Origin of the sequence: Billgrantia montanilacus, assembly GCF_003336675.1 — a bacterium.
Classification (GTDB): domain Bacteria; phylum Pseudomonadota; class Gammaproteobacteria; order Pseudomonadales; family Halomonadaceae; genus Halomonas; species Halomonas montanilacus.
The window spans coordinates 20,088-33,572 of sequence record NZ_QPII01000008.1; the positions used below are offsets into that span (position 1 = coordinate 20,088).

12 protein-coding genes are annotated in these 13,485 nt (G+C 65.2%); 5 read left to right on the plus strand and 7 right to left on the minus strand.

All coding sequences use genetic code 11. The features are described 5' to 3' along the window. Positions 1-39: 39 nt before the first annotated feature. A complete protein-coding gene (locus DU505_RS11990) occupies positions 40-1,269 on the minus strand; it encodes an ABC transporter substrate-binding protein (protein WP_114479228.1) in 1,230 nt (409 codons plus the stop codon). Positions 1,270-1,376: 107 nt separating this feature from the next. Between DU505_RS11990 and DU505_RS11995 the strand changes: the two genes are divergently transcribed. After that, positions 1,377-2,222 (plus strand): helix-turn-helix transcriptional regulator, encoded by an 846-nt coding sequence (locus DU505_RS11995; protein ID WP_114479229.1) that lies wholly within the window; start codon positions 1,377-1,379, stop codon positions 2,220-2,222. Positions 2,223-2,228: 6 nt separating this feature from the next. Here the strand turns inward: DU505_RS11995 and DU505_RS12000 are convergent, their stop codons facing one another. The 5 genes from DU505_RS12000 to DU505_RS12020 form a co-directional block, all read right to left on the minus strand. Further along, on the minus strand, positions 2,229-2,957 hold the full coding sequence (locus tag DU505_RS12000) for an ABC transporter ATP-binding protein (protein WP_114479230.1): 729 nt from the start codon (positions 2,955-2,957) through the stop codon (positions 2,229-2,231). Continuing rightward, a complete protein-coding gene (locus tag DU505_RS12005; protein ID WP_114479231.1) occupies positions 2,950-3,705 on the minus strand; it encodes an ABC transporter ATP-binding protein in 756 nt (251 codons plus the stop codon). Before DU505_RS12005 ends, DU505_RS12000 begins: the two co-directional genes overlap by 8 nt. 267 nt (positions 3,706-3,972) lie before the next feature. Continuing rightward, positions 3,973-4,620: a hypothetical protein gene (locus tag DU505_RS12010; RefSeq protein WP_114479232.1), complete on the minus strand. Its 648-nt coding sequence runs from the start codon at positions 4,618-4,620 to the stop codon at positions 3,973-3,975. 183 nt (positions 4,621-4,803) lie between these two features. Then, complete coding sequence (gene pyrB, locus DU505_RS12015) at positions 4,804-5,835, minus strand: aspartate carbamoyltransferase (protein WP_114479233.1); 1,032 nt, start codon at positions 5,833-5,835, stop codon at positions 4,804-4,806. Between the two features lie 88 nt (positions 5,836-5,923). Continuing rightward, positions 5,924-6,601 (minus strand): IclR family transcriptional regulator, encoded by a 678-nt coding sequence (locus DU505_RS12020; protein WP_114479234.1) that lies wholly within the window; start codon positions 6,599-6,601, stop codon positions 5,924-5,926. Between the two features lie 184 nt (positions 6,602-6,785). On the opposite strand from DU505_RS12020, the gene DU505_RS12025 reads away from it, so the two are divergent. From DU505_RS12025 to DU505_RS12035, 3 genes are all read left to right on the plus strand, one after another. Beyond that, positions 6,786-9,128, plus strand: a complete 2,343-nt coding sequence (locus tag DU505_RS12025; protein WP_114479235.1) for a cytochrome P450/oxidoreductase — start codon at positions 6,786-6,788, stop codon at positions 9,126-9,128. Positions 9,129-9,202: 74 nt separating this feature from the next. Beyond that, positions 9,203-10,258: a TRAP transporter substrate-binding protein gene (locus DU505_RS12030; protein WP_114479372.1), complete on the plus strand. Its 1,056-nt coding sequence runs from the start codon at positions 9,203-9,205 to the stop codon at positions 10,256-10,258. 168 nt (positions 10,259-10,426) lie between these two features. Beyond that, positions 10,427-10,861, plus strand: a complete 435-nt coding sequence (locus tag DU505_RS12035; RefSeq protein WP_114479236.1) for a hypothetical protein — start codon at positions 10,427-10,429, stop codon at positions 10,859-10,861. A gap of 57 nt (positions 10,862-10,918) precedes the next feature. Here the strand turns inward: DU505_RS12035 and DU505_RS12040 are convergent, their stop codons facing one another. Next, positions 10,919-11,848, minus strand: a complete 930-nt coding sequence (locus DU505_RS12040; protein ID WP_114479237.1) for a LysR family transcriptional regulator — start codon at positions 11,846-11,848, stop codon at positions 10,919-10,921. A gap of 123 nt (positions 11,849-11,971) precedes the next feature. Between DU505_RS12040 and amaB the strand changes: the two genes are divergently transcribed. After that, positions 11,972-13,465 (plus strand): L-piperidine-6-carboxylate dehydrogenase, encoded by a 1,494-nt coding sequence (amaB, locus tag DU505_RS12045; RefSeq protein WP_114479238.1) that lies wholly within the window; start codon positions 11,972-11,974, stop codon positions 13,463-13,465. Positions 13,466-13,485: the final 20 nt, after the last annotated feature.

The window sequence follows — 13,485 nt, forward strand, 5'->3', positions numbered from 1 at the left end:
GTGGTGGTGCCCGGCCGAGGCCGGGCACGCAGTCGCGCATCAATCGTTATCGAGCAGGTGACAGGTGCTGGCTTCCAGCGGCTGGAAGGCCTCTTCGCCGGGAATAGTTTTTACCAGGCGCAGAAAGTCGTAGTCATACTCCGACTCGTCGGGGGATTTCACCTCCCACAGGTACTGGTCGTGCACCATGCGGCCGTTGGGGCGGATATAGCCGCCAGAGGCGAAGAAATCGTTGATCTCGATTTGTCGCATCTGCTCGGAGACGGCGTCGGCATCGTCGGTACCGGCGGCCTCTACGGCGTTCAGGTAGTGCATGGTCGAGGAGTAGTTGCCGGCCTGGGCCATGTTGGGCATTCGCCCGGTGCGCTCATGGAAGCGCTGGGAAAATTCGCGAGTCTCCTCGTTGGCGTCCCAGTAGAAGGCGTTGGTCAGCAGCAGGCCTTGGGCGGTCTCGAGACCCAGACTGACGATGTCGTCGTACCAAAGCAGCAGGGCAGCCGGCCGCTGATCCGGGGTGACGCCGAATTCCGCCAGGGCGTTGATGGCGTTGATGGCATCCGCACCGGTGGAAGCAATACCAATGATCTCGGCGCCGGAGGCCTGGGCCTGTAGGGCATAGGAGGAGAAGTCGGTGGTGTCGAGTGGGTGGCGTGCGGCGCCGACCACCTGGCCGCCGGCCTCGCGTACCACGTTGGAAACCTGCTCCTCGAGCCCGATGCCGAAGGCGAAGTCCACGGTGAGGAAGAACCAGGTATCGCCACCGTCCTCGACGATCGACTTGCCGGTGCCGTGCGCCAGTGAGTAGGCGTCATAGGTATAGTGGGTAACGTAGGGCGAGCAGTAGTCGTTGGTCAGCCCGATGTTGGACGCCGAGTTGGAAATGGCATGGCGCTGCTGCTCGTCGGCCACGGCGGCCACGGCGAGCGCGACACCGGAGTTGGACAGATCGTTGATCATGTCCACGCCCTCGCTGTCGTACCATTCTCGTGCACGGCTGGCACCGGTGTCGGCGCGATTGCGGTGATCGCCATAGATGACCTCGATGGGTACGCCGTTCACCTCGCCACCGAAGTCCTCGACGGCCATTCGCACGGCCTCCACCGCCGCTTCGCCGGAGAGGTCGGTGTAGATACCCGACATGTCCGTCAGCACGCCGATTCGCACCACATCGTCGGAATAGTCGGCGCTCGCCATGCCGCTGGCGAGGCCCCCCAGGCTGACTACGGCTGAAGACACCATCAGCGTTTTCAAGGAGTTTTTAGCTGGCATTGTTTTCTCCTGTTCTCATGGGAAGTTATTGTTGTACTTTGCTCTGACTCGAACGTGGTTATTTTCCGTTGCCATTATCAGTTAGGGCCATAAAGAGCGATTGCGCCATGGCTGCAGAACACGAACAGCTATCCGAAACACACATAGTTGGCGACGATACCCAGCAGTGGATAGTGCGCGCCGCGGACTGTCCCGTCCTCGAGCAGCGGCATATCTCCCACGTTGGCTTCGGTGATGCTGCGGTGCCCTACCGCATCGTGCGCACCCGCCTGAGCGGTGCCTATATCCACGGCTCTCTGGGCGGCGAAGGGCGCATGCTGCTCGATGGGCGCTGGTGCACCATGCGGCGCAACATGATGTCCTTCGCCCCGGCCCACGCGCTGCATGCCTTCCACGCCGTACCGGAGAAGCGCTGGCAGTACTGCTGGCTGCGCTATCTGCCCAGCGCACCACGCTCGGTGGTGGGCACCATCGCGCCGATCATGCAGGACTTCGATCCCGAGCCCATGAAGTACGCCATCCTGGGTCTCTACAGCGAGGTGTTTCAGGGCAAGGGGGATGCGGCCAGTTGCGTCATGTGGGTCGATACCATCGAGCGCTACATCGCCCGCTTTGCCGACCCGTGGCGGCGCGATCCGCGGATCGTCGCCGTCTTCGATGCGATAATGCCGACACTGGAGCGCCAGTGGACCATCGAGGAGATGGCGGAGATCGCCCATGTCAGCACCGAACATCTGCGCCGTATCAGCCGAAAGGTATTCGGCCGCAGCCCCATGCAGCAGCTGACGCAGCTGCGCATGCAGCACGCGTCGCATCTGCTGGCGACCAGCGATCTCCCGGTGGAGGAGATCGCCGGGCGGGTGGGGTATCAGAGCCCCTTCGCCTTCTCCAAGACCTTCAAGCGCATGAACGGTGTCTCGCCGTCACATTTCCGCCTGCACACCCGCGAGTAACTCCGGCTAGACGCCGAGCCGCGCCAACAGTGCATCGACATCGCGCTCGATGCCATCACGGTCGTAGTGAGCTGCCACCTGGCCGTGGTCGATCAGATAGAACTGGTCGGCAACGTCCATGGCGAAACGCAGGTTCTGCTCCACCAGCAAGATGGTGTAGCCCTGCGCCTTCAGCTGTTGAATGATGTCGCCGATCTGCTCGACGATGCTGGGAGCCAGCCCTTCGGTGGGCTCGTCGAGCAGCAGTAAAGGCGCACCGGTTCGGAGAATGCGGGCGATGGCAAGCATCTGCTGCTCGCCGCCAGAGAGCTTGGTGCCGGGGCTGTGCAATCGTTCACGCAGGTTGGGAAAGAGATCCAGGGCCTCAGCCGTGCTCAACCCCCTGTCGTCGACTCGCGTCGGCAGTTCGAGGTGCTCCTTGACGTCCAGGGTGGCGTAGATGCCGCGATCCTCGGGGCAGAAGGCCACGCCGTGGCGAGCGATGTGGTAGGGGCGCAGGCCAATGGTCTCGGTGCCCTGCAGGCAAATGCTGCCGCGGCGTCGAGGCACGATGCCCATGATCGATTTCAGCGTGGTGGACTTGCCTGCGCCGTTTCGGCCGAGCAGGGTGACGACCTGCCCCGTCGGCACCTCCAGGTCGATGCCATGCAGCACATGGCTCTCGCCGTACCAGGCGTGAAGGTCGCGTATGGCAAGCATGGGTTGGGGGACACGGACAGCCGCTGCATCAGTCATGGCGGGCGCCTCCGATATAGGATTCGATCACGCGTGCATCCTGCGAGACCGTGGCGTAATCGCCCTCCACCAGCACCTCGCCACGGGCCAGTACGGTAATGCGGTCGCAGAGATCGGCCACCACGCCCAGGTTATGCTCCACCATCAGCACGGTCCTGCCCTTGGCAACGCTGCGTATCAGCTCGGCGGTTCGCCCCACGTCTTCGGTGCCCATGCCGGCGAGCGGTTCGTCGAGCAGCATCACCTCTGGGTCGAGCGCCAGGGTGGTGGCGAGCTCCAACGCACGCTTGCGCCCGTAGGGCAGTTCGGCTGCGGGCGTATCCGCCCACTCTTCCAGGCCGACGTCTTCGAGCAGGGCCAGGGCCCGCTGTCGTTGATGATCCAGGCGGTGGTGGGAGCGCCAGAAATCGTAGGACTCGCCACGCTGCCGTTGTAGCGCCAGCTTGACGTTTTCCAGGGTCGTCAGCTTGCCGAAAACGGCGGAGATCTGAAACGAGCGAACCATTCCCCGGCGAGCGATCTGGTCCGGCTTGAGCCGGGTGATGTCCTGACCCTGGTAGCGGATCGTTCCCGACGTGGGTTCGAGGAATTTGGTGAGCAGATTGAAGCAGGTGGTCTTGCCTGCTCCATTGGCCCCGATCATGGCATGAATGGTGCCGGTCTCGATGCGCATGGATATGCCATGAACCGCCTTGAAACCCTTGAAGCTCTTGGTCAGGTTGGCGGTTTCGACGATTGCTTCTGCCATGGAGTGCTCCGCTTGGCGTTGTTATTGGAGTCGGATCCCTGGGCGGAGTCGTGCTGCCCTCTATCTAGTCTTGGTCTTCACGGGGAATAGGGCCATGGCTACGGGGCACTTTAGCCTGTCCAAAAACCACATGCTGCTGTCCAGGTTCTACCTGGATTGGTTAAACCAGACCGGTATGTGGATGGATGGGTAGCAGACAATGGCAAATCCCGCCGATATGCGATGCACATCGGCGGGATTGAAGGGAAGAGCTCGGTCGTAGCCGGCTCAGGTCGTCAGCACCCGCTCCTCATCGTAGTGGGCGGCGATATCGCTGACCGAGATGCAGGTGTACTTGATGACGAAGAAGGCCAGGGTGGCGGGGCAGGAGAACGTCTCTTCGAACTGCTCCACCTGGGCGCCGCGGCCACGGGTGACGCTGGCCCGGTAGGTATCACCGGCCTTGGTCAGCTTGACCTTGGCCTGGCTGTCGGCCTCCTGCTTCTCCAGCACCAGTTCTCGCTGCTTCGACAGCATCTCACCCAGCATCTTGCCGCCTTCGCGCTCCTCCGGCGTGGCCCAGACCTCCTGATCCCGGTTGCCATACTGGTAGAGCATGATGATCGGCAGGACGGAGAAGATGGCACCGCTCAGCACCCAGGTCAGCTCGCCACCGGACAGCCCACCGGTGAATACCGCGAGCAGCTGCACGACGATACCGACGGCGAGCAGGCCGGCCAGCGGACGCCACATGCGTGGATTGAGGAAGGGCTTGCCGAGGGTGTGGCCCCAGAGCCCCGTTGCCACCAGGACGCCCACGCCGGTAGAGATCAGGGCCCACAGCGGTCCCCCGCCCACCAGCAGGGCAATGGCTCCCAACAGCACCAGCACGCTGTAGAAAACCGCCAGTAAAATGTACGCGCGATGCAGGTTCATGCGTAACGTCTCCTTGTTCCGGGTTGCCGGCCGGCAACGCCTGTTGTTGTCGAACGCTTGGTGGCTAGCTGCAAGTGGCGCCAGCTCTGTCGTCATGGGGGTGGCAGCGCCAAGGCTGCCCTTAGCTTCGCACATTCCTCGGCTGCGATCAGCATAGCGCTGACCAACGCTGTACGCACCGCGCTAGTGATCGGCGTCGTCCACGCCGACCCGCTCGGGCACGAACCAGCGCACCGGGCGCAGGTCCTTCTCGATCAGGTCCTCCACCCGGAGCAGGGCGGCAAAGATCGCCATGCGCATGGGAATGCCGTTGTCGGTCTGGCGAAAGATCGCCAGACGCGGGTCGCCGTTGAGGTCGACGTTGAGATCGTTGGCGCCGGGCCGGCTGTCACGGGGCAGCGGGTGCATGACGATGGTGGTGTCGTTGCAGTGCGCATCAAGGAAGTCGCGGCCCACGCTGAAGTCCTGCGAGACCCCGGCGAAACTCTCGCTCATCTCCTCGGTGAAGCGCTCCTTCTGGATGCGGGTGGTATAGACCACGTCCAGGTCGGAGAAGTCGCAGGCCAGGCTGTCGCGCTGTTCGACCCGGTGGCCCCGGGAGACGACCCGGTCGATCACATGGCTCGGCATCTCCAGGCCCGGCGGCGAGACCAGGGTGATGCGCATCGGGTCGTAGAGTGACAGCAGCTTGATCAGCGAATGGACGGTACGCCCGTATTTCAGGTCGCCGGTCAGCAGGATATGGGACCCTGACAGCTTCTTGCCCAGGCGTGCGAACTCCTTGTCGATGGTGTAGAGGTCGAGCAGCGCCTGGCTGGGGTGTTCGCCGGGGCCATCGCCACCGTTGATCACCGGCACATGAGTGGCGGCGGCGAACTCGGCCACCGAGCCCTGGTCCGGGTGGCGCATGACGATGGCGTCGCAGTAGCCGCTCATCACCCGGCTGGTGTCGTAGAGCGACTCCCCCTTGGCCATGGAGGAAAACGTGAAGCCGGTGGTGTCGCAGACGCTGCCGCCCAGCCGGCAGAAGGCCGCATTGAAGCTGACCCGGGTCCGGGTGCTGGCCTCGAAGAAGAGATTGCCGAGCACTGCCCCCTCCAGTACCCGGGTGACCTGCCGCCGCTGGGCGATGGGCTCCATGCGCGCGGCGACACGCAGCAGGTGATCGACATGGTCTCGGGTCAGGGGGTCGATGGAGAGCAGATGGGGACTCATCACAGGCCTCGGCTTGGCAGCGGGAATGGCCGTAGTGTAACCCTCCACGCGGTCCGCATCACGAGCGAATGTCGCTGACTATCAGCGGTTACTGGCCGATCAGTTCCGCGAGGTGGCGCGCATGGGTGACCACCTCGTGGCTCGCCCGCTCGGTATCCAGGTCGTCCATGGCCACCACGCCGATACACGCCTCCACACCGGCACGGAACTGGGGGGTGGCGATGGCGCTGGCCACGCCCACGGCGCCACGCTGAAGCTGGCCACGCGTCAGGCTGAAGCCGTCGGTACGGGCCTGGCGCACCGCCTCGCTGTCATCCTTGCGGGGTGGGCGCCCGGCCAGGATGGCAATCCCAGCCGCTCCCTGGGTCAACGGGTGGCGGCTGCCCACACGATAGCCGACCCGCAGCAGCCCCTCGTCGGGCTCGGCCACCAGGAGCACCACGCACTCCTCTCCCTGGGCGACCGAAATGAATGCCGTGGCCCTGGTCGCCTTGGCCAGCGCCTGCAGCAGCGGCTGGGCCACCGCGCGCAGCTGTGGTTCGAAACGCGAGGCGAGCAGGGCGACACCCGCCCCCAGGCGAATCGGCCCCTCGCTGGTGCGCGTGACCAGGGCGTGGCTCTCCAGGGTGGCGACGATGCGATAGGCGATGGCGCGATGGACGTCCAGTTGTCTGGCGAGTTCGGCAATCGTCATGCCTTCGCTGTGCTCGGCGATCAGTGCCAGGGCGTTCAGGCCACGATCCAGGGTCTGCAGGGTAGTGGACATCGGCGCGGTACCTCGGATGGCGAGTGGCACTGCAATGGTAGCGCAGCGGCACCCGGGTTTGACGTGACACGAGAAACTGCCTATTTTCTCCACTGAGTTCGCTAAACGATACCATGTGTGCGATAAAAGTAAATTAACAATAGCACACGCCGTCGAAAAACCAGACCGTGCACCTGGAGCCACCATGACGCCAGTTTCCCATCGTGCCGAAGCGGGCGGTTGCCCCTTCCATCAGGCGAGCCAGGAAGAAGCGGTATCGCCCACGGGTTGCCCCGTCTCGCCCCGTGCCGCGGAGTTCGACCCCTTCGAGGCGCCCTATCAGCTCGACCCCGCCGAGGCGCTGCGCTGGTCCCGCGAGCAGGAGCCGGTCTTCTACAGCCCCAGGCTCGGCTACTGGATCGTGAGCCGCTACGACGACATCAAGGCGATCTTCCGCGATAACCACACCTTCTCGCCGTCGATCGCCCTGGAGAAGATCACCCCGGCGAGCAAAGAGGCCCAGGCGGTGCTCGAACGCTACGACTACGGCATGAACCGTACCCTGGTGAACGAGGATGAACCGGCGCACATGGCGCGGCGCCGCGAGCTGCTCGAGGCCTTCTCCCCCGAGGCGCTCGAGGCCCACGCGCCCATGGTGCGCCGCCTGGTGCGCGAGAAGCTCGACGCCATCGTCGACCGCGGCCGCGCCGACCTGGTCGCCGAGATGTTCTGGGAGGTCCCGCTTACCGTGGCGCTGCACTTCCTCGGTGTGCCCGAGGAGGACATGGAACAGCTGCGCCGTTTCTCGGTGGCCCATACGCTCAATACCTGGGGGCGGCCTTCGCCCGAGCAGCAGGTTGAAGTAGCCGAGGGCGTCGGCAAGTTCTGGCAGTACTCCGGTGAGGTGCTCGAGAAGATGCAGCGCCAGACCCAGGGGAAGGGCTGGATGTACGACATGATCGAGAAGAATCGGCAGAAGCCCGATGTCGTCACCGACAATTACCTGCACTCGATGATGATGGCGATCATCGTCGCGGCCCACGAGACCACGGCGCTGGCCACCGCCAACGCCTTCCGTCAGCTGCTCTCGCGCCCGGCGGTGTGGGACGAGCTGTGCGACAACCCCGAGCTGATCCCCGCGGCGGCCGAGGAGTGCCTGCGCCACTCCGGTTCGGTGGTGGCCTGGCGGCGGCGCGCTACCCGAGAGGTATCGGTGGGCGGTGTGACCATTCCCGAGGACGGCAAGATCCTCATGGTCACTGCCTCGGGCAATCACGACCCGAGCCACTTCGAGAACCCCGACGAGCTCGACATCTACCGCGACAATGCCGTCGACCACCTGACCTTCGGCTACGGCAGCCACCAGTGCATGGGCAAGAACCTGGGGCGCATGGAGATGCGCATCTTCCTCGAGGAGTTCACCCGGCGGCTGCCGCACCTGGAACTCGAGGAGCAGGCGTTCACCTTCCTGCCCAATACCTCATTCCGCGGCCCCGAGGCGCTTTGGGTGCGCTGGGACCCGGCAAAGAACCCCGAGCGGCAAGATCCCGCCGTGCGCACTGCCCAGCACGATTTTCCGGTGGGGGCGCCGGAAGCCCACAGTATCGTGCGGCGAGTTCGCGTGGCCCGCGCCGAGCCAGAGGCCGAGGGCGTGCTCGGCGTGACCCTGACCGACCCCGCCGGGCGCGACCTGCCGGCGTGGACACCTGGCTCCCACCTCGACGTGGTGCTGCCTATCGGCGAGGCGCGCAAGTATTCGCTGTGCGGCCCGCCAGATGCCGGCGACTGGCGCGTTGCCGTGCTGAACGAGGAGGCCGGCCGCGGCGGCTCGCGCTGGATGCATGAGTCGGTCCGTGAGGGCATCGAGCTGCGCGTGCGCGGGCCCAAGAACCACTTCCGCCTCGACGAATCGGCACAGCACTACCTGCTGATCGCCGGCGGCATCGGCATCACCCCGATCATCGCCATGGCCGACCGCCTCAGGCGGCTGGGCAAGTCCTATGAGCTGCACTACGCGGGGCGCTCACGTACCAGCATGGCCTTTATCGAACGGCTCGAGCGCGACCACGGCGAGTCGCTGCGGCTCTATCCCAAGGCTGAAAATCAGCGGCTCGACCTGTCCGAATTGCTCGCCGAGCCTTGCGAGGAGACCCTGCTCTACGCCTGCGGCCCAGAGCGGCTGCTCTCGGCGCTGGAGGCCGGCACCGCCCACTGGCCGGAAGGCAGCCTGCACGTGGAGCATTTCACGGCCGAGGGTGCGCTGCTCGATCCGAAGAACGAGCACGCCTTCCAGGTCGTGCTCACCGACTCCGAACTCACCGTGGAGGTACCACCGGACCGGACGCTGCTCCAGGTCCTGCGCAGCGCCGGGATCGACGTACCCAGCGACTGCGAGGAGGGCCTGTGCGGCTCCTGTCAGGTCGAGGTGGTCGAGGGCGAGGTCGACCACCGCGACAAGGTGCTCACCGCCGCCGAGCGGGCCAGCGAGGATCGGCTGATGAGTTGCTGTTCGAGAGCCAAAGGCAAGAAGCTGGTGCTGGCCCTTTGACCCAGAAAAACCATAACGCAGAAATAACGTACGCCAACCCTGACCATCGGGACTCACGAGGAACGACAATGAAAATGCACAAACTCGCGACACTGACGACACTCACCGCGCTCTCTCTCGGCGCCTTCCAGGGCGCCGCCGCCACCGAGCTGCAGGTCAGCACCTGGGCCGGGCCCAACCATGGTGTCAACACCATCGTCTGGCCGACCTGGGCCAGCTGGGTCGAGGAGGCCACCGAAGGCCGCGTCACCGTCAACGTGGTGCACGACATGGGCCCGCCGGGAGCGCAGATGGAGCTGATCGCCGATGGCGTGGCCGACGTCACCTGGCTGTTCCACGGCCTGATGCCGGGGCGCTTCGAGCTGACCAAGCTGCCCGAGCTGCCCACCTTCGAGGACTTTCCGTCCGAGCATGCCTCGGTGGCCTACTGGCGGACCCATAACGAGTACTTCGCCGAGGCCGGCGAGCATCGCGGCGTCGAGGTGATCGGCCTTGGGGTACACGGCCCGGGCACGCTGTTCCTCGACGAGTCGATCGACAGCCTCGATGACCTCGACGGCAAGCGCGTACGCATCGGCGGCGGCGTGATGGCCGACATCTCCAACGCCCTGGCGCTCACCGGCGTCGCGCTGCCCCCGGCGGGCACCTACGAGGCCGCCACCCAGGGCGTCGTCGATGGCGCCATGCTGACGCTGGAGGGCCTCAAGAGCTTCCGCCTCGCCGAAGTGCTGCCCTACACGGTGCAGATGCCGGGCGGCTTCTATCGCGGCAGTTTCTCGCTGGTGATCAACCCCGACACCTGGGCCTCGCTCTCCGAGGAGGATCGCGAGGCGATTGAGAGCGTCTCCGGTGAGCGGCTGTCGCGCCTGTTCGGCTACATGATGGACGTGGTCGACGTGCGCGGCATCGAGTTCGCCGAACAGCAGGGCAACACCTTCATCGAGCTGCCGGCCGAAGAGGTCGATCGCTTCCAGCAGATGGCGGCGGAACTGCCGGGCAAGTGGAAGGCAGAGGCGGAACAGAAGGGCGTCGACGGGGAGGCGGCCCGTGCCTACTTCCTTGAGCAGCTCGAGGCGGTCGGCGAGGAAGAGGGGCTCGCCGCCGACGAGGTGATCGACCCCGAGGCCTGATTCGGCTAGCCAGCGAACGACCTGCGAGCACGGCCCATGGCCGTGCTTGCTGCGTTACGGCAGTCGCCAACCCAATTTGTTTCATTTGAAACTATTTTGACCCGTGTCAATGTCGGGAGGAGGCCAGGGGACGATACTGTCGGAAACGTACCTGACGGGAGAGTCCTCATGAATCACACACCGAAGTCATCGCGGAGCTCATGGTGGGATCGTCTCTGTGAGCGCACCTATCGTGCCACCACTCCTCGGCTGGTGCGCGAGATCGAGGCGGAATCGCCCGGTGCCTATAGCGAGATGCTCAAGGACCTCAAGACGCCTCTCGAGCCCGCTTTCGAACGTGAAGTCGCGAGGCATCTTGACCGTGGCGGCTATCGCGCCTTCGTGCCGGCCGATACCCTGATGCCGGCCATGCTGCAGCGTTTCGGCCTGGACAAGTCGACCGTTGCCGCGCATGTCAGCTATCCGAGCCTGCGTGGCAACTGCAACGCCTGTCCGGTGGCGGGTTACTGCTGGCACGCCATGCGCCGCGACGCTGACGTCGATGAGTGCCGCGCCTTCTGCCCCAACGCCGCGGCCTTCGATCGCCAGGCCGAGCTGACCTGAAGGCCAGGCCGATTCAACGATTCCATTCCAAATATTCCTGCTAAGTGGCTGCTGGCGTTACGCGCCGGCAGGCCATTTGGCATCGGTTTCCTTGGCCTGCGCGTCGAGGTGCTCGAGGATCCAATCGATGAACCCCTTCACCTTGGCCTGTTCCGCCTTGTACTCGGGGTAGGCCAGGTAGTAGGCATCGCGACTGGTCAGCGAGAACGCCCAAGGAATGATCAACTGCCCTGCCTTCAGTTCCTCCTCGGCCAGGAAGCGTGGCACCAGCGCCACGCCGCAACCCGCCCGGGCTGCCCGTAGCGACATGGAGAACGTATCGAATCGTGGGCCGTGATAGCTGTGCTCGGTATAGGCCCCCTGGGCGGCAAACCAGTCGTGCCAGGCCTCCGGACGGCTAGCGCTCTGCAGCAGCACCAGTTCGGTCAGCGCCAGGGGATCCCCGATCCCGCCCTCCGGCACCACCGATGGGGCGCAGACAGCCACGACTTCCTCATCGAGCAGCTTGATGCACTCGGCCTTCGGCCAGGCACCATGGCCGAAGAAGAAGGCGACATCGACGCGCTCTTCCTCGAGGTCGAATGGCTCCATCCGATTGCTGATGTTCAGGTAGACATTGGGATGGCGGAAGCGAAAGCCATTGAGCCGGGGGATCAGCCAGCGGGCGCCGAAGGTCGGCAGCGTGGTGACGTTGAGCACCTCGCTCTGGCCGCCGTAGGACTGCATGTAGCGGGTCGACATCTCGACCTGGGCGAGGATCTTGCGCACCTCGGTGAGGTAGAGCGAGCCCTCGGGGGTAACCTGCAGTCGCTTGCGGACGCGGCGGAACAGCGGATGCTCGAGCACCGACTCGAGCTGGGCCACCTGCTTGCTGACCGCGCTCTGGGTCAGGCTCAGTTCATCGGCCGCGCGGGTGAAGCTGAGGTGGCGGGCCGAAGCCTCGAAGCACTGCATGGCGGTGAGGGTCGGCAGGTGGCGGCGGCTCATATCAGTACCCAATCGGAAAAAAAGGAATGACCTTCGTATAAAACGTCGTTTGAGGCAGGTCAATCACGACGGCAATACTGCTTGCGATCATCATGTTCATAACGAGTCGCAGGAGGAGGAAGAATGATCGATGCCGTCATGGGGCGCCTTGGTGTGCCCGAGGCCCTGTACCGCCAAGGCGACTACCCCGTCACCTCCCCTACCGACGGCGCCGAGATCGGCCGCATCGCCCTCGAGGGTGCGGATGCGGTCGAGTCCCGTATCGCCCGAGCCCGGCACGCCTTCGAGCAGTGGAGCCGGGTGCCGGCGCCGCGCCGTGGCGAGCTGGTCCGCCTGTTCGGCGAGCAGCTGCGTCGCCACAAGGAAGACCTCGGTACCCTGGTGACCCTGGAGTGCGGCAAGATCCTTCAGGAAGGCCTCGGCGAGGTGCAGGAGATGATCGACATCTGCGACCTGGCGGTCGGTCAGTCGCGTCAGCTCTACGGCTTGACCATCGCCTCCGAGCGCCCCGGCCACCATATGCGTGAGAGCTGGCATCCGCTGGGCCCGGTCGGCCTGATCACCGCCTTCAATTTCCCGGTCGCCCCCTGGGCCTGGAACGCCGCCCTGGCCCTGGTGTGCGGCGACAGCCTGCTGTGGAAGCCCTCCGAGAAAACCCCGCTCAGCGCGCTAGCCTGCCAGGCCCTGCTCGAGCGCGCCATGGCCGAGTTCGGCGACGAAGCCCCGGCGGATCTCAGCCAGGTCATTCTCGGCGACCGCGAGGCCGGCGAGCGGCTGGCCGACGACCCCCGCGTGCCGTTGATCAGCGCCACCGGCAGCACCCGCATGGGCCGCGAGGTCGCGCCGCGGGTTGCCGCCCGCTTCGGGCGCAGCATCCTGGAGCTTGGCGGCAACAACGCTATGATCCTGGCGCCCAGCGCCGACCTGGACATGGCCGTGCGCGCGATTCTCTTCTCGGCCGTGGGTACCGCCGGCCAGCGCTGCACCACCCTGCGCCGCCTGATCGTCCATGAGTCCATTCGCGACGAGGTGCTCGAGCGGGTGAAGACGGCCTACACGGGCATCAGCATCGGCGACCCCATGGCGGGCAATCTCGTCGGGCCGCTGATCGACGCCCAGGCCTATGATCAGATGCAGTCCGCCCTGGATCGGGCTCGCCAGCAGGGTGCCCGGGTATTCGGCGGCGAACGCCAGCTGGCCGAGACCTACCCCAACGGCTACTACGTGGCACCGGCCATCGTCGAGGTCCCAGGCCAGGACGAGCTGGTCAAGAACGAGACCTTCGCCCCGATTCTCTACGTCATGAGCTATCGCGACTTCGACGAGGCGCTGGCGCTGAACAACGGCGTGCCCCAGGGCCTGTCGTCGTGCGTCTTCACCACCGATGTACGCGAGGCGGAGGCCTTCGTCTCCGACCAGGGCAGCGACTGCGGGATCGCCAACGTCAATATCGGCCCCAGCGGCGCCGAGATCGGCGGCGCCTTCGGCGGCGAGAAGGAGACCGGCGGTGGGCGTGAGTCAGGCTCGGACGTCTGGAAGAGCTACATGCGCCGCCAGACCAACACCGTCAACTATTCCCGCGAGCTGCCCCTGGCCCAGGGCATCCGGTTCGACTGACCCGGGCGGCGTCCATCCGG